Annotated in this window: 21 protein-coding genes; 7 read left to right on the top strand and 14 right to left on the bottom strand. The window is 68.0% G+C overall.

Features of this window, described 5'->3' with window-relative positions; translation table 11 throughout:
- Positions 1-18: 18 nt before the first annotated feature.
- The 3 genes from ABZX37_RS22240 (at position 19) to ABZX37_RS22230 (ending at position 2583) form a co-directional block, all read left to right on the top strand.
- Entirely contained in the window at positions 19-807 is a 789-nt protein-coding gene (locus tag ABZX37_RS22240) for a carbohydrate ABC transporter permease (RefSeq protein WP_116201681.1), read from the top strand.
- Positions 808-819: 12 nt separating this feature from the next.
- The gene (ugpC, locus tag ABZX37_RS22235; protein ID WP_354742313.1) at positions 820-1902 is read left to right on the top strand and encodes a sn-glycerol-3-phosphate ABC transporter ATP-binding protein UgpC; all 1083 of its coding nucleotides are present in this window, start codon (positions 820-822) and stop codon (positions 1900-1902) included.
- Positions 1903-2013: 111 nt separating this feature from the next.
- Positions 2014-2583 (top strand): DUF3995 domain-containing protein, encoded by a 570-nt coding sequence (locus ABZX37_RS22230; RefSeq protein ID WP_354742311.1) that lies wholly within the window; start codon positions 2014-2016, stop codon positions 2581-2583.
- Between the two features lie 30 nt (positions 2584-2613).
- On the opposite strand, the gene ABZX37_RS22225 is transcribed toward ABZX37_RS22230, so the two are convergent.
- Complete coding sequence (locus tag ABZX37_RS22225) at positions 2614-3213, bottom strand: TetR/AcrR family transcriptional regulator (RefSeq protein WP_354742309.1); 600 nt, start codon at positions 3211-3213, stop codon at positions 2614-2616.
- Between the two features lie 51 nt (positions 3214-3264).
- Here ABZX37_RS22225 and ABZX37_RS22220 point away from each other — a divergent pair, with 51 nt between their 5' ends.
- On the top strand, positions 3265-4068 hold the full coding sequence (locus ABZX37_RS22220) for a class I SAM-dependent methyltransferase (RefSeq protein ID WP_354742307.1): 804 nt from the start codon (positions 3265-3267) through the stop codon (positions 4066-4068).
- Positions 4069-4075: 7 nt separating this feature from the next.
- Here the strand turns inward: ABZX37_RS22220 and ABZX37_RS22215 are convergent, their stop codons facing one another.
- The 3 genes from ABZX37_RS22215 to ABZX37_RS22205 are packed head-to-tail and all read right to left on the bottom strand — an operon-like array spanning position 4076 to position 6753.
- A complete protein-coding gene (locus ABZX37_RS22215) occupies positions 4076-4270 on the bottom strand; it encodes a ferredoxin (RefSeq protein ID WP_116201635.1) in 195 nt (64 codons plus the stop codon).
- A gap of 40 nt (positions 4271-4310) precedes the next feature.
- Positions 4311-5516 (bottom strand): cytochrome P450, encoded by a 1206-nt coding sequence (locus ABZX37_RS22210; RefSeq protein ID WP_354742305.1) that lies wholly within the window; start codon positions 5514-5516, stop codon positions 4311-4313.
- A 10-nt stretch (positions 5517-5526) separates the two neighbouring features.
- Positions 5527-6753, bottom strand: coding sequence for a cytochrome P450 (locus ABZX37_RS22205; RefSeq protein WP_354742303.1), 1227 nt, complete (start codon positions 6751-6753; stop codon positions 5527-5529).
- A 205-nt stretch (positions 6754-6958) separates the two neighbouring features.
- Between ABZX37_RS22205 and ABZX37_RS22200 the strand changes: the two genes are divergently transcribed.
- Together ABZX37_RS22200 and ABZX37_RS22195 are read left to right on the top strand one after the other, a co-directional pair.
- On the top strand, positions 6959-7591 hold the full coding sequence (locus tag ABZX37_RS22200; RefSeq protein ID WP_344270676.1) for a helix-turn-helix domain-containing protein: 633 nt from the start codon (positions 6959-6961) through the stop codon (positions 7589-7591).
- Positions 7592-7637: 46 nt separating this feature from the next.
- The gene (locus ABZX37_RS22195) at positions 7638-8276 is read left to right on the top strand and encodes a DUF4232 domain-containing protein (protein ID WP_354742301.1); all 639 of its coding nucleotides are present in this window, start codon (positions 7638-7640) and stop codon (positions 8274-8276) included.
- Positions 8277-8288: 12 nt separating this feature from the next.
- On the opposite strand, the gene ABZX37_RS22190 is transcribed toward ABZX37_RS22195, so the two are convergent.
- The 10 genes from ABZX37_RS22190 to ABZX37_RS22145 form a co-directional block, all read right to left on the bottom strand.
- Entirely contained in the window at positions 8289-9137 is an 849-nt protein-coding gene (locus ABZX37_RS22190; protein WP_354742299.1) for a helix-turn-helix transcriptional regulator, read from the bottom strand.
- A gap of 140 nt (positions 9138-9277) precedes the next feature.
- Positions 9278-9517 (bottom strand): hypothetical protein, encoded by a 240-nt coding sequence (locus ABZX37_RS22185; RefSeq protein ID WP_354742297.1) that lies wholly within the window; start codon positions 9515-9517, stop codon positions 9278-9280.
- A gap of 139 nt (positions 9518-9656) precedes the next feature.
- Positions 9657-10409, bottom strand: a complete 753-nt coding sequence (locus ABZX37_RS22180; RefSeq protein ID WP_354742295.1) for an ESX secretion-associated protein EspG — start codon at positions 10407-10409, stop codon at positions 9657-9659.
- 15 nt (positions 10410-10424) lie between these two features.
- Positions 10425-11777, bottom strand: coding sequence for a hypothetical protein (locus tag ABZX37_RS22175; protein WP_354742293.1), 1353 nt, complete (start codon positions 11775-11777; stop codon positions 10425-10427).
- Complete coding sequence (locus ABZX37_RS22170; RefSeq protein WP_354742291.1) at positions 11774-12400, bottom strand: DUF3558 domain-containing protein; 627 nt, start codon at positions 12398-12400, stop codon at positions 11774-11776. The genes ABZX37_RS22175 and ABZX37_RS22170 overlap by 4 nt, the downstream gene beginning before the upstream one ends.
- Complete coding sequence (locus ABZX37_RS22165; protein WP_354742289.1) at positions 12397-12825, bottom strand: hypothetical protein; 429 nt, start codon at positions 12823-12825, stop codon at positions 12397-12399. Before ABZX37_RS22165 ends, ABZX37_RS22170 begins: the two co-directional genes overlap by 4 nt.
- Before the next feature lie 367 nt (positions 12826-13192).
- A complete protein-coding gene (locus ABZX37_RS22160) occupies positions 13193-14059 on the bottom strand; it encodes an aldehyde dehydrogenase family protein (RefSeq protein ID WP_354742287.1) in 867 nt (288 codons plus the stop codon).
- Positions 14052-15485, bottom strand: a complete 1434-nt coding sequence (locus ABZX37_RS22155; protein WP_354742285.1) for an aldehyde dehydrogenase family protein — start codon at positions 15483-15485, stop codon at positions 14052-14054. Before ABZX37_RS22155 ends, ABZX37_RS22160 begins: the two co-directional genes overlap by 8 nt.
- A gap of 1 nt (position 15486) precedes the next feature.
- Positions 15487-16461 (bottom strand): deoxyribose-phosphate aldolase, encoded by a 975-nt coding sequence (deoC, locus tag ABZX37_RS22150; RefSeq protein ID WP_354742283.1) that lies wholly within the window; start codon positions 16459-16461, stop codon positions 15487-15489.
- Positions 16462-16597: 136 nt separating this feature from the next.
- A complete protein-coding gene (locus ABZX37_RS22145; protein WP_354742502.1) occupies positions 16598-17230 on the bottom strand; it encodes a DUF1707 domain-containing protein in 633 nt (210 codons plus the stop codon).
- Between the two features lie 105 nt (positions 17231-17335).
- Between ABZX37_RS22145 and ABZX37_RS22140 the strand changes: the two genes are divergently transcribed.
- Positions 17336-17779: a protein tyrosine phosphatase gene (locus ABZX37_RS22140; protein ID WP_354742281.1), complete on the top strand. Its 444-nt coding sequence runs from the start codon at positions 17336-17338 to the stop codon at positions 17777-17779.
- Positions 17780-17900: the final 121 nt, after the last annotated feature.

Below are 17900 nucleotides of genomic sequence, written 5' to 3'. Positions count from 1 at the left end.
CGCTACGGCCCGGGCACGCTGACCGTCGCGACCTGGATCATCGCGATCCTCTTCGTTTTCCCGTTGCTGTGGATGATTCTCACCGCGTTCAAACAGGAAAACGACGCCTACACCGATCCGCCGAAGCTGTTCTTCACGCCGACTTTCGACCAGATCTCTGGCGTGCTCAACAGCGGTTTCCTGCCGTACCTGGGAAATTCGGCGTTCGTCACGGTGATTTCGACGCTGCTCGTGCTGCTGCTGGGAATCCCGGCCGCGTACGCGCTGTCGCTGGCCCCGGTGAAGGGCACGAAGAACGCGCTGGGCTTCTTCCTGTCGACCAAGATGCTGCCGATCGTCGCGGCGATCATCCCGTTGTACGTGATCTCGCAGAACACCAACCTGCTGGACACGGTGTGGGCGCTGATCATCCTGTACACCGCGATGAACCTGCCGCTGGCGATCTGGATGATGCGGTCGTTCTTCCTGGAAGTCCCCGGCGAAATGATCGAGGCGGCGCGGATCGACGGGGCGAACCTGCCGACGCTGCTGCGCAAGATCATCATGCCGGTGGTCGCGCCCGGCATCGCGGCGACCGCGCTGATCTGCGTGATCTTCTCCTGGACGGAGTTCTTCTACGCGGTCAACCTCACCGCCGCCCGGGCCGGCACGGTGCCGGTGTTCCTGGTCGGCTTCATCACCAGCGAGGGCCTGTACTGGGCCCAGCTGTCCGCCGCCGCGCTGCTGGCCTCGCTGCCGGTGATGATCGTGGGCTGGATCGCGCAGAACCACCTGGTGCGCGGGCTTTCCATGGGTGCTGTGAAGTAAGGGAGAACGCAGATGTCCGCTGAAGTGATCTACGACAAGGCGTCGCGCGTCTATCCCGGCAACCCGGGCGTCCGCGCGGTCGACCAGTTGAGCCTCGAAGTGCCGGACGGCGAATTTCTCGTGCTCGTCGGCCCGTCCGGCTCGGGCAAGTCCACCGCGCTGAGGATGCTCGCCGGGCTGGAGGACGTCAACGAGGGCGCCATCCGGATCGGCGACCGCGACGTCACCGACCTGCCGCCGAAGGACCGCGACATCGCGATGGTGTTCCAGTCCTACGCGCTGTACCCGCACATGACGGTCGCCGACAACATGGGTTTCGCGTTGAAATTGCGCGGTTTCTCGGCGGCTGACATCAAGAAGCGCGTCGACGAGGCCGCCGCGATGCTCGACCTGTCCCGTTTCCTCGACCGCAAGCCGAAGGCGTTGTCCGGCGGGCAGCGGCAGCGGGTCGCGATGGGCCGGGCGATCGTGCGCGAGCCGAGCGTGTTCCTGATGGACGAGCCACTGTCCAATTTGGACGCGAAATTGCGCGTCGAAACCCGCGCCAACATCGCGAAACTGCAGCAACGGCTCGGCACGACGACCATCTACGTGACGCACGACCAGGTCGAGGCCATGACGATGGGCGACCGGGTGGCCGTGCTGAAGGACGGCGTGCTGCAGCAATGCGCCGCGCCGCGGTCGCTGTACGAGAAACCGGAGAATTCGTTCGTGGCCGGGTTCATCGGGTCGCCGGCGATGAACCTGGCGACGCTGCCGCTGTCCGACGGCGGCGTGCAGCTGGGCGACCTGGTGGTGCCGCTGCCCACCGAGGTGCGGACCGCGGCCGCGGGGCTGTCGGAGGTCGTGTTCGGGATCCGGCCGGAGTCGCTGCGCCTGGTCGGCGAGGCAGACGAGGGCTTCGAGCTGGTGGTGGAGCTCGTCGAGGAACTGGGCGCGGACGCGTACCTGCACGGCAAGGTCGGCGACGACCGGTTCGTGGTCCGGGTCGACGGGCGGACGCCGCCGCGGATCGGCGACAACGTCCGGGTCGCGTTGCGCGGCGCGGGCGAGACGCACGCGTTCGACCCGAAGACGACGCTTCGGCTGGGTTGAACGGAAGTGCCGGTGCTGGCTCTATCCGGCACCGGCACTTCGCTCTCACGGGGGAGATGCTTCCCTCTCGCGCCCGATCCTTTCGGCCGCCCTCCAGACGACGCTTGACGCATGTCGTCGAAGCAAGCCGAGTTGACCCAATGGCCGGGCTACGCAGCCGCGGCCTGGGGAGTGTTGTTCGCGATCCCCAGCTTCGTCTGGGCGACCGGTAACACCTTCGGCGCAACCTCGACGGTGTCCCCGTCGCTGGTCAAACTCGCGCAGGACCGGGTGCCGTGGTTTGTGGCCGTCCTGGTGATCACCGGTCTGCTCAAGGTCTTCGGCGCCGTAATCGGCATCAGCCTGACTCAACCGCGTGGCCGGTGGCTAAGCCGCACGATGGTGTTCTGCGGTGCTGGCGCGGCGATTCTGCTGACCTGGCACGGCGGGCTGTTCGTAGTGCAGGGAGTGCTGGTCAAGACCGGTGCCGTCGCCGTCGATCCGGCGTTGTCCGACCTGGTCGGCTGGTACCTCTATCTGTGGGGGCCGTGGTTCATCGCTGGTGGTCTCGCGTTCGCCGCGACTGTCGCGCTGTACCTCCGGCACCACGATGACCGACGCACGTTGACGCGCTACGGAGTGGCGGGCGCGTTGGGTGCGTTGGCCCTGTCGGTGGCCGCGGTGGCCACCGGCATCGGGTGAACTGGGGGTCGTGAGTGTTGATCCCGGGTTCTAATTGGGATCAACACTCACGAGCACTCCGGCCAGGACGGTGGCCGCCATCTGCCGCACCGCTTCCTCGGTCGGCGGCTCCCCGGTGCGATCGGCGAAGAGCAGGTGGCCAGCCCCGATGAGCGTCGGAGCCAGCGTCTTTACGTCCGCTTCCGGAGCGAGCCGACCGAGATCTCGTTCCGCGGCAAGGTAATCCGCGAGCACGTTCGCCGCGTCGGTGGCCAGCGGAATCCCCGGGCCCGGCCGCGCGGCCCGGAGCCGGTGCCGCAGTTCGTCGCGGAAGGTGATCAGGGCGACGATCGACACCGCGACCGACGAGAAGACTTCGGTGAGCACCTCGGCCACTGTCTCGACCAGGTCGCCGGTTCCGGCCCGCAGGTCGTCCGCGCGGGCTTCGAGGCGATGGATCCGGTCGAGCACCAGCGCGGCGAGGAAAGCGTCGAAATCCTCGAAATGCCGGTGCAGCACGCCCTTCGCGCAATCCGCCTCGGCGGTGACGGCGCGGCTGGTGAGGCCGCTAGGGCCCGCGCGCAGCAAAACCCGTTCCGCGGCGTCGAAAAGCTGGGCGCGGACGTCGCGGAGATGGATCCCGGTGGGCACCTCGAAGGTCCTTCCTAGCCATAGTGGGCGCTTGCCCACTATGGTGGGCACATGCCCACTTTACCCCGTCCCGAACCCCATCAGCACCGGACCATGGCGGAGTCGTTCGGCGTCGATCCCGAGCGCTACGACCGGGCCCGCCCGCGTTACCCGGACGAACTGGTGACCGCCCTCCTCGAAGCGAGCCCGGGGAGGGAAATTCTCAACGTCGGCTGCGGAACCGGCATCGAGGGGCGGCAATTTCGCGCCCACGGCGCCGCGGTGCTCGGCGTGGAGCCGGACGAGCGGATGGCGGAGTTCGCCCGGCGCGGTTTCCCGGCCGAGGTCGCGAAATTCGAGGATTGGGACCCGGCGGGGCGGACGTTCGACGCCCTCGTGTCCGGGCAGGCGTGGCACTGGGTCGACCCGGTCGCGGGAGCCGTGAAGGCCGCGCGGGTGCTCCGTCCGGGCGGCCGGTTCGCCGCGTTCTGGCACGTCTTCATGCCGCCGGAAGAAATTTCGCACGCACTGGCGGACGCGTTGCGCCGGGCGATGCCGGATTCGCCGTTCAGCGGCAACTACCTGAAAAGCCCCGGCCCGGACGCCTATCAGCCGATGCTCGACAAAGCCGCGGCCGGTTTGGCCGAGACCGGCGCGTTCGCCGAGGCGGAGTTCTGGCGCTACGACTGGACGCAGGACTACGGCCGTGACGAGTGGCTGGACCTGCTCGCCACCCAGGGCGGCGTGACGGTGGCGACGCCGGAGCAGCGCGACCAGGTGCTGGCCGAGGTCGCCGCGGCGATCGACGCGCGCGGCGGTCACCTGACGACGAATTACTCGACCGCCGTGGTGACCGCCGTGCGCCTGTCTTCGTGACCGCTGGTCACTCCTCCAGCGAAAGCGCCTGGCTCGGGCAGATGTTCACGGCCTCGCGCGCCTTCTCGATCAGTTCGCCGTCCGGAGTGTCGTTGAGGACGATGACCGTGCCGTCGTCCTCGCTCTGGTCGAACAGCGCGGGCTCGGTGAGCACGCACTGGCCGGCGCCGACGCACTTGCCGGTGTCCGCGATGATCTTCATGATGGCCTCTTCCTGGCTTGTGGTGGGAGCACTCTGATCTCTACCAGGTCACCGGCAACTGGTACAGGCCAAAGATCGTCGCGTCCTTCTTCACCGGCAGCTCGGCGGCCGGGAGCGTGCACGTGAGTGTCGGGACGCGGCGGAACAGCGTGTCGAACACGATCTGCAGTTCCATCCGCGCCAGGTTCTGCCCGAGGCACTGGTGCGGCCCGAACCCGAACGCGACGTGGTGGCGCGCGCCGCGTTCGAGGTCGAGCTTTTCCGGGCTCTCGAACACCTCCGGGTCCCAGTTCGCGGCGTAGCCCAGCACGAGCACGCCCTCGCCGGCCTTGATCGTGACGCCGCCGATCTCCACGTCCTCGGTCGCGACTCGCGCGGTCGCGCCTTCGACGATCGTGAAGTAGCGAAGGAGTTCCTCGACCGCGAGGAGCGTCTTGCCGGGGTCGGCCTCGATCGTCGCGCGCTGCCCGGGGTTCTCCAGCAGTCCGATGGTGCCGAGCGAAATCATGTTCGCGGTGGTCTCGTGCCCGGCGACCAGCAGCAGGAAGGCCAGCCCGATCATCGCGTCGTGGTCGTAAGTGCCTTCCTCGCGGCGCTTGACGATCTGCCTGCCGAGCAGGTCGTCGGTCGGGTCCTTCTCCTTCGCCGCGACGAGACCGCTGAGGTATCCGCGCAGTTCCTCGGACGCCTTCTTGCGATCCTCGACGCTGGTGCTGCGGCGGATGAGCGCCATGGTGCGCTCTTGGAAGTAGTCGTGATCGCCGTACGGGACGCCGAGCAGCTCGCAGATCACCAGCGACGGCACCGGCAGCGACAGCTTTTCCACCAGGTCCGCCGGCTTCGGGCCGGCGAGCAGGTCGTCGATGAGGCCGTCGACGATCTCCTGGATCCGCGGCCGCATCGCTTCGACCCGCTTGACGGTGAACTCGCCGAGCACCTCCCGGCGGGCCTCGCCGTGCTCGGGCGCGTCCATCCCGATCATGGCCTTCTGCTTGACGTTGGTGAGGATCGCGGCCCCGCCCTCGGCCAGGAACGGGAAGTTGGGCAGGAACCGGTCGGAGGAGAACCGGCGGTCGCCAAGGATCTGCCGGGCTTCCTCGTGCCGCACGGCCACCCAGGCTTCCTTGCCGCCGGGGATCCGCACGCGTTGGAGCGCGCTTTCCTCGCGCATCCGGACGTATTGCTCCGGCTGGGAGAACGGGCAGGTGCGGGCGACCGGCATGCGGAGTTCTTCAGTGGCAGTCATCGTTTCCCCTTCACCAGGTCACCGGGAGGCAGTAGAGCCCGAAGACGCCGGAGTCGTGTTTGAACGGCAACTGGTCGACCGGCGCGGCGAGACGCAGCGTCGGGATGCGGCGGAAGAGCGTGTCGAACACGATCTGCAGTTCCATCCGCGCGAGGTTCTGGCCGAGGCATTGGTGCGCGCCGAAGCCGAACGCGACGTGGTGCCTGCCGCCGCGGGTGATGTCGAGCTGTTCGGGCTCAGGGAAGACGTCGGGGTCGAAGTTGGCCGCGTAGCTCAGGCCGAGCACGCCTTCTCCGGCTTTGATGGTAACGCCCGCGATGTCGACGTCCTCGAGAGCGACGCGAGTGGTGGCGAATTCCGCGATGGTGAAGTAGCGCAGCAATTCCTCGACGGCGTCGAGGGTTTTGCCCGGATCCTCCTTGATCGCGGCGAGCGCGTCCGGGTTCTCGAGCAACGCGACGGTGCCGAGCGAAATCATGTTCGCGGTGGTTTCGTGCCCGGCGAGGAGCAGCAGGAAGGCCATCGACACGAGGTCGTCGCGCTCGTAGGAGCCCTCCTCGCGCTTCTTCGCGATCTGGCGGCTGAGCAGATCGTCCGCTGGTGCGGTTTCCTTCGCGGAGATCAAGTTGGACAGATACTTCTGCATTTCCTCGACCGAGGCGCTGCGTTCTTCGCCGCTCACTTCCCGGTTGAGGAGCCGTGAGCTGTGCTTCTGGAAGAACTCGTGGTCGGAGTACGGGACGCCGAGTTGTTCGCAGATCACCAGCGACGGCACCGGAAGCGAGAGCGCGGACACCAGGTCGGCGGGCTTGTCGCCGGCCAGCATCGCGTCGAGGTGCTGGTCCACGATCTCCTGGATACGCGGCTGCAAAGCCTTCATCCGCTTGACGGTGAACTCGCCGACGACGGCGCGCCGCGCCGGGCCGTGGTCCGGCGCGTCCATCCCGATCAGCGAGGGACGCAGCGTCGGGCGGCGCTGCTGGCCGTCCTTGAACAGGATCGGGAAGCCGGGGTTGAAGCGGTCCGAGCTGAATCGCGGGTCGTTCAGCATCGCCCGCAGGTCCTCGTGCCGGTGGAGCACCCAGGCGCGCTGGCCGGTTCGTTCGAGTTCGACGTAGTGCGCGCGAGCGTCGCGGAACCGGTCGTAGCCCGGCGGCGGCGCGAACGGGCAGGTCCGTTTCATCGGGAAAGCGGCCTGTTCCGGCTGGATGCGGCTGGGCTGGGCGACTTCGGTCATCAGAACCCCCTGTGGTGGGTTTGCCCCGTTACGGAATGAATGTGGAGGATTACATTCCGGTTCACTGCCCAAGGTACCGAAGTGGAGGATCGCCGTCCACTAGCAACGGGGTGACAATTGCTGTCCGGCCCGGCTCGCCGGCACGTTTGCGCAGTTGGCCGGGCATGCGAGAATGCGCGCCAACCGGAAGAGGGAAGGCCGGGTTATGAGTGCAGACCCCGAGACGCCGCTGCGGGCGGACGCGCAGCGCAACCGCGACCAGATCATCGCCGCGGCTCGCGTCATCTTCGCCAGTCATGGTCCCGAGGTCCCGATGGAGGAGATCGCGCGCGCGGCCGGCGTCGGCGTGGGCACCCTCTACCGGCGCTTCCCGGACCGCGACGCGCTGATCCGCGCGGTGGCGGTGGACAACTTCGCGGGCGTGCTGGACAACGCCAAACGGCTGTCGGTGGAGGCTCCGTCCGCGTGGGAAGCGTTGGTGCAGTTGCTGTACCACGGCGCGGAACTGCAGCTGTCGATGCAGCTGGCGATGCTTTCGCAGCGGGCGCACGAAATTCTCAAGGACGATCCCGAGGTGGCGCACCTGCGCGAAGCGGTGCTGCTCGAGGTCGACGACCTGGTGGTCCGGGCGCAGGCCGAGGGGGCGCTGCGGAAGGACGTGGGCGCTGGCGACGTCGCGGTGCTGTTCGCGCGCATCGTGCGGCAGCTGCCCGCGCATCGGCTGAAGACGCCGGAACTGGCGACCGCTCGCAGCATCGCGATCATGATCGACGGCCTGCGCGCCGGTCCGGTCACCCCGTTGCCGGGGCGGCCGCTCGGCAAGGACGACTTGATCTGACCCTTTCTTCGGACGCGGCGGGCGGTCCGGGGTTGCTCCGATAGGGGTGATCACACAACGGGCCATCGGGATCCGGCCGGGGACGTCTTATCTCGTGAAAGCCGGTGCGGAGCCGCCGGAAAACGCGAGAGGGGACGAGATCATGAAGAACATCCGCCGCATTGCCATCGCCGTCGCTGTCGCCGGGGGCGCTGCCGCGGCCTTCGCCGGGACGGCCGCCGCCACGACCGCGAGCACGGACTCGTCGGCGCTTCCGTGCACGGCGAACCAGTTCAGCACCAAGCTCGTCTACGGCGGGGCCGGCGCGGGCCAGCGCCAGGCGGCGCTGCAGTTCACCGCGAACGAGGGCGAGCGGTGCGTCCTGTCCGGCCGGGCCGACGTCAACCTGGTCGGCGCGCACGACGTCCTGGTCAACAACGAGGCGCCGGCCGACGCGCCGCCGGTGCTGATCGCGAACGGATCGTCGGCGTACGCGCCGCTGCACTGGACCGCGATCGGCGGCGAGGACGAGCAGCAGACGCCGAACGCGGTGACCATGACCGCTCCGGCCGACTCCAACCCGCACGGGGACCCGATCGACCCGAACGTGACGGTGGACTGGACCTTCGGCGCGGTGGACGCCAACGCGGACAGCCACACCGTCGACGTCGGTGCGCTGACCGCCGGTGAAGCGCCTGCCGCGTAAGGATTTCCTGGCTTAGCTCGGCGGTGTTGCGCGGGTGAGGGAATCGAGGACCCGCAGCAGCACCGCCCGGGCGGCGTCGCCCTCGGCCGCGACTGTCCACAGTAGATCCGCGACCTCGTGGTACGGGTCGGCGTCGCTCGCGATGTGCTCGCCCTCCGGGGTTTCGACCATCGCGACGTCGTCGACGACCCAGAAGTCCGCGGTGACCGGGTAGGGCAGGACGACGTCCGCGGGGATGATGCCGAAGCGGATGTTCGGGGTGCCGAGCAGCGCGAGCAGCTTGTGCGCCTGCGCGATCATCACCTCGTGCGGCGCGTTCGGGTAGCGCAGCGCGGCTTCCGAGGTGAGCAGTTCGATGGTCCGGCCGGGTTCGTAGAGGATCTGCTGGCGCTGCATCCGCGCCCGGACCGCCTCGGTGATGTCCTGGCCGCCGCCGTGGATCCGGGCGTGGGCGAGCAGCGTGTGCCGTGCGTACTCTGGAGTTTGCAGTAATCCGGAGACAATTCGGAGGTCGACCGCGCGAATTCGTAGCGCGCGGGCCTCTCTGGCAATGGATTCCTCTTGTCTAGCCCGGTGCCCGTCGCGGACCTTGTCTTTCCAGCTGGCGTGCGCGTCGCGGACCCCGACAAGCTGCTCCCGCAGCTGTTCGGCCAGCTCCGGCGGCCCGCCGACGGCGGCGATCCAGGCGTCGAGGTCGTCGTCGCCGACGGTCTGTCTGCCGTTCTCGATTTTGCTGACCTTGGGCGCGTTCCAGCCGATGGCCTTGGCGAAATCCTTCCCGGTCTCGTAGCCCGCGTCGACCCGGAGCCGGCGCAGGCGGTCGCCAAGCTCTGCCCGGCGTTTCTCGAAACTGGTAGGCACTCGCCCTCGCTATCGCATGCGGAATTCCTCGAACCCGATGGCATCTTCCCACACCTGGGGTCGAGTTTCGAGAAATCCTGGGCGCCTAGTGCGTCTGGATCGCCGGGACGCCTTGCCTCGCCTGCGCCGGTCCGTCGCGCTCAGGCTTCCTGCGGGAAGAACTTGAGCAGGCCGACGGGGATTTCGACGGCCGTTTCGGTGTCCGGCAAGCCGCGTTCGCGCAGTTGCCGCAGCGCTTGCTCGTCGGTGACCCGGTAGCCCTGGACGACGAACGTGCCGCGATTGGTGCGATAAGCGTTGGGGCAGTTGCCGCCCGCGCTGGTGGTGCCGAGGAACTCGAGGGCGAGTGCTTCTTCGGGCTGAGCGGGACGCAGGGTCATGCGGAGTCCTCCTGACGTGCTGGCGGCGCCTGAACCGGACACGGGGCGTCGAAATTTCCCCAATGGCACATGTTGGCAGAGAATTTCGCGAAAGGATAGAGGTGTGGCGCGAAATGTTGCCGCCTCGTTGATCCTTCGCTCAGCCGAGTTCGGCGAGCGTCAGCGCCAGCGCGTCGACGAGATGCGAGCGGGTGCCGGAGTAGACGTTGATCTGCAGTCCGCCAGCACTGTCCGGGCTGACGAAACTCAGCACGCGCCCGCGTCCGGTGAGGTCGATCGCGGACAGCGGGGTGCTGTGCGTCCGGTTTCCGTCCTGCCCGCGGACAGCGACGTGCATCAGGTGCACCGCGTCGCGCCGGGCCCGCATCAGATGCCGCAATTCGTCCGCGCTGGCCGAGGATTCGGCGAGGGGATCGGCGAATGCGCTGTCGTAGTAGTCCTTGGGCACCTTGAGCGGCCGGAGCTTCGCCGGATCGCAGCAGGGGAGCAGATCGACCAGGCTGCCGCCAATGTCGCGCGGTGAAACGGGTTCGAGCTGCACGGACCGGTTGTCCGTCACGAGCCGCACGGCCTCTCGCCCCGCTGCCGCAACGAGAATCGCCCCGTTGTCCCCGCGCCGATTGCCGAAATCGCTCCAGGAATACACCTCGCGCCGGGCCTCGGCGAGGAGTTCGAGAGTGTCGCGCAGCCGCGGACTGGGCGCGCCGCTCGCCGCGAGCCCGAACCTCGACAGGAGTCCGTACGACTGGACCCGGAGCTTCTCGGAGAACTCGTCGGTCATGAACATCGGCGCGTGCTCGACGACGACCGGCGGTTCGCCGAGTTTCTCGTGGCCCCACAGGGCGAGAAACGCCAACCGCGGCATCCGGACCGGTCTCTCGAGGATCGGCATCGTCGGCGATCTCCCTTAGCCGCCGATGGTCGGTGGCGTAGGAGGCAAGCCAGTGCGGGGGTCCACGGTGCGTTCGCCGTCGTCGTCGACGAGGGAGAAGGCGGCGTCGGTGTCCAGGCCGTATTTGCGGTGGTGTTCTTGGGAGTCTTGGTCTTTGTCTTTGCCGCGGGTCGGGGTTATTCCGCCTGCGCCTGGGGTGCCTCGGGTTCCGGTTGCACCCGTTGTGCCGCGTGTTGTGTTGCTTGGCGCTCGTGGTTCCTCTGCCGCGCCGGTTCCTCTGCCGATGCCCGGCCGGGGCGGGCCGTCCGTTCGGCTCCGGGACCCGCCTGCACGGTTGCTTTCCCCTCGACCGGTTCCGGCTGTGCGGCCTCCGGCAGTTCCGCCGATGTTGCCCGCGGTTCCGCGTGCGCCTTGCGCGGGAATCCCTACTGGCCCAGGCGGCCACGTGCCGCTTCCGGATGTTTCGGGGTGAGGTGCGGCAGTCGGCGGAATCCCGGTGGTCGCCGGCCCCGGTGCCCACCCGGAGGCCGTCGTCTGATCCCCGGTTCTCGGCGGCGGCGCCGTGCTCGGTCCGGACTTTTCGTTGGCCCCGTGCGTTATGTCAGGACCTGGCGGCGGTGCCGACGGCCCGCTCACCGGCGGCGCGGCGGCCGGGGGAGGAGCGTCCGGCGGCTGCCTCGGGTGTCGGGGCTGGGGGAAATGCGGTGCTTCCTCGGGCCCTCGCCGCGGCTTCGGCTTGGCGTCGACTGTGGTGCTCCGCCCGCCGAAGTCGTCGAGCCGCCCGTAGTCGGTTTGCAGTTGCTGGCTGCCCGCGCGGGCGTGCTGGACGTAAGCCTGGTAGCGGTCGATGTTCTGCTGGGCCACCGCGTTGTAGTGGTTGATCTCCCTCTCCGCGTCAGTCTCCCAAGGAGCAGCCCGATCGAGAAAGGTCAAGTGCGGCGGCCTGTCCGGCATCGGCTGCAAGGAGGTCTTCATGGCATCGAACCCGTGCGCGACGTCGGAGAGATTGGCCCCGTTGGTGGTGTAGATCGCCGCGGACACGGACGCGATCTCCGCCAAGGCCCGAATCCGAGTCTGCGCGGCGTCTGCGGCCCGGCCGGTCCAGGCGGATTCCATCCCGGTGCTCATGCGGGCGACCAAGTCGCTGGCCTCGTGATGCTGGTTGCTGAGTTCGACCGCCCGCCTGGTGCCTTCGTGCCAAACGGACGTGCCCGGTCCGGCGAGCACCTTCTGGGCAAGCTCTGGCGCGGGAATGGTCTCGGTGCCGGTGTTGCCTTGCAGCGCTGCGGAATAGAACTTGCCGAGATCGTCGACGTGCTCGCCGACCCAGTGGCCGACGTCCCCGAGAATCTCCAAGAAGCCCATCACGAACCCGCTCGCTGCCGAAGGTTCCCGGCGACCATGTCGGCGACCCTGGCCGTCAGCTCGCACGGGTCGGCTTTTCCTTCTTTGCGGCGGCCGAGGGTCAATGCCGTGTCGAAGGTGTAGTCGTCGGCGATCCCCACGCTCACGTCACAGGAATTGTCGATGCCAGGGCCGGGGTGGATCGAGAATGCGACCGCGGGGAATCCCTGGACCGAAGGAAGTGGCCGCCACGTGGTCGTCTTGGGTTTGGTGTTCTGGTAAACCGAACTGAGTCCCTGGTGGGTGCGGATGTCGTAGAAAACATTCAGTCCGGCACCGGAGTCCGGATGGTCCCAGCGGCAGGACGGCCCGGTGGCCGCGATGTTCTCGGATTTGGGCGGATCCGTGGTGCCGAGGATTTCCTTGAGCTGTCCAGTGGTCAGCGCGTTGTGGCACGGGTCGCCCGACAGGACCGACGAAGGCAGGGGCCGGTCCACCTTCGGCGCTCCTCCATAGGGCAGGGAAGCCGCAGTTGGCGAGGGTGCCGAGGAGGCAGGCAACGCGGGAGCCTCGCCTCCCGAGCAGCTCGCGGCGATGACGAGGGCTCCGACCGTGACGAGCAGCCACGCTGTCGAGTGGCGGTTCATCCGGCGAACCCCCCTGGATCGCCGGAAGCCTTCACTTCGGCGGCTGCGGCTTGGTCGGAGCTCTCGGTGATCCCGAGTGCTTGCTCCAGCTTCCGGACAAGCTCGTCTGTGTATTCGCGCAGGTGAATGAGGTTCGCCAGGCCTGTCCCGAACGCGCCGTCTTCGGGTCCGCTGCCGGTTAATCGCCTGTTGTAATCGTTGCTCGCCGGTTCGTCGGCGGGCGGAGTCAGCCTGGTCAAGTACCTCGCGTGGCTCCTCATGTCGTCGAACTGCTTGACTGCCTGTTTGGCCAGGTTGAGCATGCTGCGGGCGTCGTCGCGGCTCATGGTGAAGCCGGGGCCCGGCGGTGCTGCGGTGCCGTCGGTGATGGTGAAGGTGAAGTCCGGCAACCGGTTCTTGCCTGCGTTCGCGGCAGGCTGGTCCATGTCCTCGCCCTCCCCAAGACACGGCGGACATTTCGCGCAACGGTTGGTTCGGTGCCTCGCGGCGATATTCACCGTAACCGACGGGGCACGGTAAGTCGTGGGGATGGAGTGTATTTGTAGGAAATCGCTGGAGGGATTGAGAAATTGCGCGAATCTGGCCGTATGCCAAGATGGCTGCTGCGAGAACCTTTGTCCGGTAAATGGATGTCTCGGCTTGCTGAGCGCAGCGTAACTCACCGTAGTCCTTTCGGGGTAATCGCCTCATCTTAGGGGCGAAAACCTGCCCACCGCGCATTTGTCTGCCGGGGTAAACAAAAACCCGCCGTCGGGTGATTAGCCCGAACGGCGGGTTGAGCGAACTCGAATGTCAGACGCCCATCGGGTGCCAGACGGTCTTTGCTTCCAGGTACCGCCGAATGCGGGACAGGTCTGGCTCCGCGGTCCAGTCCGGTTCGGTGTCGGGGACGGACAGGACTCGCTTTACCGTCCCGGCGGCTTCTTGGGCCAGGGTGACTCGGTCGGCGGGGGTGGCGCCGGTCGGGTCCAGGGCGTTGACGTCGCCGTGGGAGGCCAGCCAGGGGGCCAGTTCCGCGGCTCGGCCGGTGAGGATGTTGGCGGTGCCGCCGGGGACGTCGGAGGTGGCCAGGACCTCGGACAGGGTGATGGCGGGCAGGGGGCGGTCCGCGCTGGAGACCAGGACCGCGGTCGAGCCGGTGGCCAGGACTGGGGCCAGGACCGTGATCAGGCCGAGCAAGGACGACTCTTGCGGGGCCAGGACTCCGACAACTCCGGTGGGTTCGGGAGTGGTGAAGGAGAAGTACGGGCCGGCTACCGGGTTGGCGGCGCCAAGGACTGACGCGATCTTGTCGGTCCAGCCCGCGTACCAGACCCAGCGGTCGATGGCGGCGTCCACAATGGACTCGGCCTTCTTCGCGGCGACGCCTTCGCAGGCGGCTACCTCGGCGGCGAACTGGGCGCGGCGGCCTTCCATGACCTCGGCTACGCGGTAGAGGACCTGGCCGCGGTTGTATGCAGTTGCCGACGACCAACCCGGGAACGCCTTGCGGGCGGCCGACACCGCGTCGCGCAGGTCTTTGCGCGATGCGTGGGCCGCGTTGGCCAGGAAGGAGCCCTTGGAATCGGTGACGGGGTAGACCCGGCCCGATTCCGAGCGGGGGAATTTTCCGCCGATATAGAGTTTGTAGGTCTTCGCCACCGAAATTCGGTCAGACATTGAGGTAGGCCTCCAAACCGGTGCGTCCGCCTTCGCGGCCGAAACCGGACTCCTGGTAGCCGCCGAACGGGGCGGCGGGGTCGAAGCGGTTGAACGTGTTCGCCCAGACGACGCCTGCCCGGAGCTGGTTCGCCATCCACAGAATGCGCGAACCCTTCTCGGTCCAGATGCCCGCGGACAGCCCGTACGGCGTGTTGTTCGCCTTCGCCACAGCCTCTTCCGGGGTGCGGAAGGTGAGAACCGACAGCACGGGGCCGAAGATTTCCTCCCGCGCGATGCGCATCGACTGGTGGACTTCGGAGAACACTGTCGGCGCGAAGAAGAAACCGCGGTCGGGCACCGGGCACGGGCTGGTCCAGCGTTGCGCGCCTTCCGCGTCGCCGGATTCGACCAGGCCGCGGATCTTCGCCAGCTGCTCGGCCGAGTTGATGGCGCCGAGGTCGGTGTTCTTGTCCAGCGGGTCGCCGAGGCGCAGCGTCGAGACCCGGTAGCGGAGTTTCTCCAGCACCTCTTCGGCTACCGACTCCTGCACCAGCAGTCGTGAGCCCGCGCAGCAGACGTGGCCCTGGTTGAAGAAGATCCCGTTGACGATCCCCTCCACCGCCTGGTCCAGCGGGGCGTCGTCGAACACCACGTTCGCCGCCTTGCCGCCGAGTTCCAGGGTCAGCTTCTTGCGGGTGCCCGCGACGGTGCGCTGGATCAGCTTGCCGACCTCGGTGGAGCCGGTGAACGCGATCTTGTCGACGTCCGGATGCTCCACGATGGACGCTCCGATGTCGCCCGCGCCGGGCAGGATGTTCACCACGCCCGGCGGCAGCTCCGCCTGCTGGCAGATCTCGGCGAACACCAGCGCGCTCAGCGGGGTGGTCTCGGCGGGCTTGAGCACCACGGTGTTGCCGGTGGCCAGCGCCGGCGCGATCTTCCACGCCAGCATCAGCAGCGGGAAGTTCCACGGGATCACCTGGCCCGCGACGCCGAGCGGCTTCGGGTCCGGGCCGTAGCCCGCGTAGCCGAGCTTGTCCGCCCAGCCCGCGTGGTAGAAGAAATGCGCGGCCGCGGTGGGCACGTCGGAATCGCGCGATTCCTTGATCGGCTTCCCGTTGTCCAGCGTTTCCAGCACCGCCAGCTCGCGCGAGCGTTCCTGGATCAGCCGGGCGATGCGGAACAGGTACTTCGCTCGTTCGGTGCCGGGCATTTTCGACCAGACCGACGTGTACGCCTTGCGCGCGGCCTTCACCGCGGTGTCCACATCGGACGCTGACGCGGTGCCGACCTCGGCGAGGATCTCCTCGGTGGCCGGGTTGATCGTCTTGAGCGGCTCGCCGGAGCCGTCGACGAATTGGCCGTTGATGAACGGCTTGTAATGCTCTTTCAGATTGGCCAGAGCGCGCGATTCCGGCGCGGGCGCGTATTCGAAGATGCCCATGTCAGTCCACCGTCACGTAGTCAGGGCCGCTGTAGTGGCCGTCCACCTGGGTGCGCCGCTGCAGCAGCAGGTCGTTGAGCAGGCTCGACGCGCCGAACCGGAACAGGTCCGGCGTGAGCCACTGCTCGCCCGCGACCTCGTGCACGGCGACGAGGTACTTGATCGCGTCCTTCGTCGTCCGGATCCCGCCCGCGGGCTTGACGCCGCGCAGTTCGCCGGTGCGCTCGTGCCAGTCGTGCACCGCCTGCAGCATCACGTGCGTGACCGGCAGCGTCGCGGCGGGCGACACCTTGCCGGTGGACGTCTTGATGAAGTCACCGCCGGCCAGCAGCGCGAGCCAGGACGCGCGGCGCACGTTGTCGTACGTCGCCAGCTCGCCCGTTTCCAGGATCACCTTCAGGTGCGCCGAGCCGCAGGCCTCTTTCACAGCGCGGATCTCGTTGAACACCTCCAGGTAGCGGCCTTCGAGGAAGGCGCCGCGGTCGATCACCATGTCGACCTCGTCCGCGCCCGCTTCGACGGCCATCCGGGTGTCGGCCAGCTTGACCTCGCGGCTCGTGCGGCCCGCCGGGAAGCCGGTCGCGACGCTCGCCACCCGCACCCCGCTGCCCGCGAGCGCTTCGACGGCCGTCTCCACCAGGTCCGGGTACACGCACACGGCCGCGACGCGCGGGCAGTCCTGCCGCTCGGGGTCCGGCCGCATCGCCTTGGCGGCGAGGCCGCGGACCTTGCCGCGCGTGTCGGCTCCCTCGAGCGTGGTCAGGTCGACCATCGACACCGCGGTGTCGATCGCCCACCGCTTGGCTTCCTTCTTGATGCTCCGGGTCGCGAGCCCCGCCGCGCGCTGCTCGACGCCGACCTGGTCGACACCGGGCAGCCCGTGCAGGAACCGCCGCAGGCTCGCTTCGTCGCGAGTGACGTCCGTCAGCGGCGACGGGGTTTCCGGCGCCGCTGCCGGGCTGGTGGTAGCTGTCATACCGCTGAGTGTAGGTGCGAGACAGCAGGCGCCGGAGCGCTCACCGGAATCTGTGGACAGCTGGTCACGGGCTCGCGGTTGTCCACAGCCGCGAGCCGGGAGCGGTGGTTTTTGTCGGTGCTGTGTGCCGTCGGGTTCAGGACTCGATCCGCGGCGCGTTCGTGTCCTTGGCCGGTTTGCGGTAGACCACGACGCCGCCCCAGAAGCCGAGGCCGTTGATCGTCACGGTCGGGGCGGTCGGCGGGGCGGGCGGCGCGCCGGACTTGTCCTCCAGCATGAACGCGCCCATGAAGCCGATGCCGGTGACGTTCACGTTGATGTCGTCGGGCACCGTGATCTCGATCCCGCCCATGATCGCGACGGCGGTGATCGTGCAGGACTTCTCGGCGAACCGGGCGCTGCGCAGGTCGATCTCGGCGCCGCCCCAGAACGCGAAAGTCGTGTGCTGCTGCGGCAGGACCCAGCTGCCCTTGCGCACGGCCCCGGACATCACGCCGATCGACACGGCGGAACCCGGATGCCCGCCGACGCGGTTGTCCGGCAGCCCGAGCGCGCGCGAGGGGGCGGGTTGCAGCGAGGCCGAAGCGGTGGTGGCGACCGCGGCGCTGCCGGGCAGGTCCGCGGTCACCGGTTTCAGATCGGCGAACGTTTTCGCGGAGTAGACGCTGGAGAGCCGCTCTTCCAGTTCGTTGATCGTGATGCGGCCTTCGGACAGCGCCTGGTGCAGTACCTGCGCGACCTGCTCCCGATCGGCGTCCGACACTCGCATCTGGTCCGGGCCCGGCGTGGCTGGGTCTTCACTCACCTGGGGCAGCCTAGTCCTGTCGGGTCTGGCTTGGGTCCGTCGAACGGTGGATAGGGGGATCATGGCGTGATGGATTCTGCGTTGGTGGGTACTTTGGTGCTTCCGGACGGGGCGGTCGTGCGGGCTCGGGGGCTGGGGAAGCCGAAACCGGAGGGGCCGGAGCCGGAATTCGGGTTGTATTTGGGGTCTCGGCGGATGCAAGGGAAGTACGAGCCCGGTCTGCGGTGGGAGCATCGGTGGATTCGGTGGCCGGACTTTCTGCTGCCGAGGGATCGGGAGGGGGCTCGGCGGGAGATTCTGGGGTTGCATGAGCGGGCGGTTGCTGGGGAGGCCGTGGAGGTGGCTTGTCTTGGTGGGGTTGGGCGTAGTGGGACTGTGTTGGCTTGTTTGGTGACGATTGGTGGGGCGGGGGCTGACGAAGCCGTCGCTTGGGTTCGGGAGAACCATCACGCTCGGGCGGTGGAGACGCCTTGGCAGCGGCGGTGGGTTCGGTGGTTTGCTGAGTCTCGGTAGGGGCTGCTCGTCGCCTGGCGGCGACATTGCCGCAGGGGTTGCGTGGGGCACCCCGAAGGTTGATTGTGCTGACGGTTCGGGGGTGCTTGTCAAGGCGGGAAAGATGCCTTGACACTTGGCC

It is taken from the genome of Amycolatopsis sp. NPDC004079, assembly GCF_040610415.1.
Classification (GTDB): domain Bacteria; phylum Actinomycetota; class Actinomycetes; order Mycobacteriales; family Pseudonocardiaceae; genus Amycolatopsis; species Amycolatopsis halotolerans.
Note: the sequence above shows the minus strand (reverse complement) of the source record. Positions and strands in the feature narration are given on the sequence as shown.

Excerpts from the sequence above, each read along its gene's own strand:
- ugpC (WP_354742313.1), top strand. The coding sequence starts at position 820 with ATGTCCGCTGAAGTGATCTACGACAAGGCGTCGCGCGTCTATCCCGGC.
- ABZX37_RS22230 (WP_354742311.1), top strand. The coding sequence starts at position 2,014 with ATGTCGTCGAAGCAAGCCGAGTTGACCCAATGGCCGGGCTACGCAGCC.
- ABZX37_RS22220 (WP_354742307.1), top strand. The coding sequence starts at position 3,265 with ATGCCCACTTTACCCCGTCCCGAACCCCATCAGCACCGGACCATGGCG.
- ABZX37_RS22215 (WP_116201635.1), bottom strand. The coding sequence starts at position 4,270 with ATGAAGATCATCGCGGACACCGGCAAGTGCGTCGGCGCCGGCCAGTGC.
- ABZX37_RS22210 (WP_354742305.1), bottom strand. The coding sequence starts at position 5,516 with ATGACTGCCACTGAAGAACTCCGCATGCCGGTCGCCCGCACCTGCCCG.
- ABZX37_RS22205 (WP_354742303.1), bottom strand. The coding sequence starts at position 6,753 with ATGACCGAAGTCGCCCAGCCCAGCCGCATCCAGCCGGAACAGGCCGCT.
- ABZX37_RS22200 (WP_344270676.1), top strand. The coding sequence starts at position 6,959 with ATGAGTGCAGACCCCGAGACGCCGCTGCGGGCGGACGCGCAGCGCAAC.
- ABZX37_RS22185 (WP_354742297.1), bottom strand. The coding sequence starts at position 9,517 with ATGACCCTGCGTCCCGCTCAGCCCGAAGAAGCACTCGCCCTCGAGTTC.
- ABZX37_RS22180 (WP_354742295.1), bottom strand. The coding sequence starts at position 10,409 with ATGCCGATCCTCGAGAGACCGGTCCGGATGCCGCGGTTGGCGTTTCTC.
- ABZX37_RS22170 (WP_354742291.1), bottom strand. The coding sequence starts at position 12,400 with ATGAACCGCCACTCGACAGCGTGGCTGCTCGTCACGGTCGGAGCCCTC.
- ABZX37_RS22165 (WP_354742289.1), bottom strand. The coding sequence starts at position 12,825 with ATGGACCAGCCTGCCGCGAACGCAGGCAAGAACCGGTTGCCGGACTTC.
- ABZX37_RS22160 (WP_354742287.1), bottom strand. The coding sequence starts at position 14,059 with ATGTCTGACCGAATTTCGGTGGCGAAGACCTACAAACTCTATATCGGC.
- ABZX37_RS22155 (WP_354742285.1), bottom strand. The coding sequence starts at position 15,485 with ATGGGCATCTTCGAATACGCGCCCGCGCCGGAATCGCGCGCTCTGGCC.
- deoC (WP_354742283.1), bottom strand. The coding sequence starts at position 16,461 with ATGACAGCTACCACCAGCCCGGCAGCGGCGCCGGAAACCCCGTCGCCG.
- ABZX37_RS22145 (WP_354742502.1), bottom strand. The coding sequence starts at position 17,230 with ATGCGAGTGTCGGACGCCGATCGGGAGCAGGTCGCGCAGGTACTGCAC.
- ABZX37_RS22140 (WP_354742281.1), top strand. The coding sequence starts at position 17,336 with ATGGATTCTGCGTTGGTGGGTACTTTGGTGCTTCCGGACGGGGCGGTC.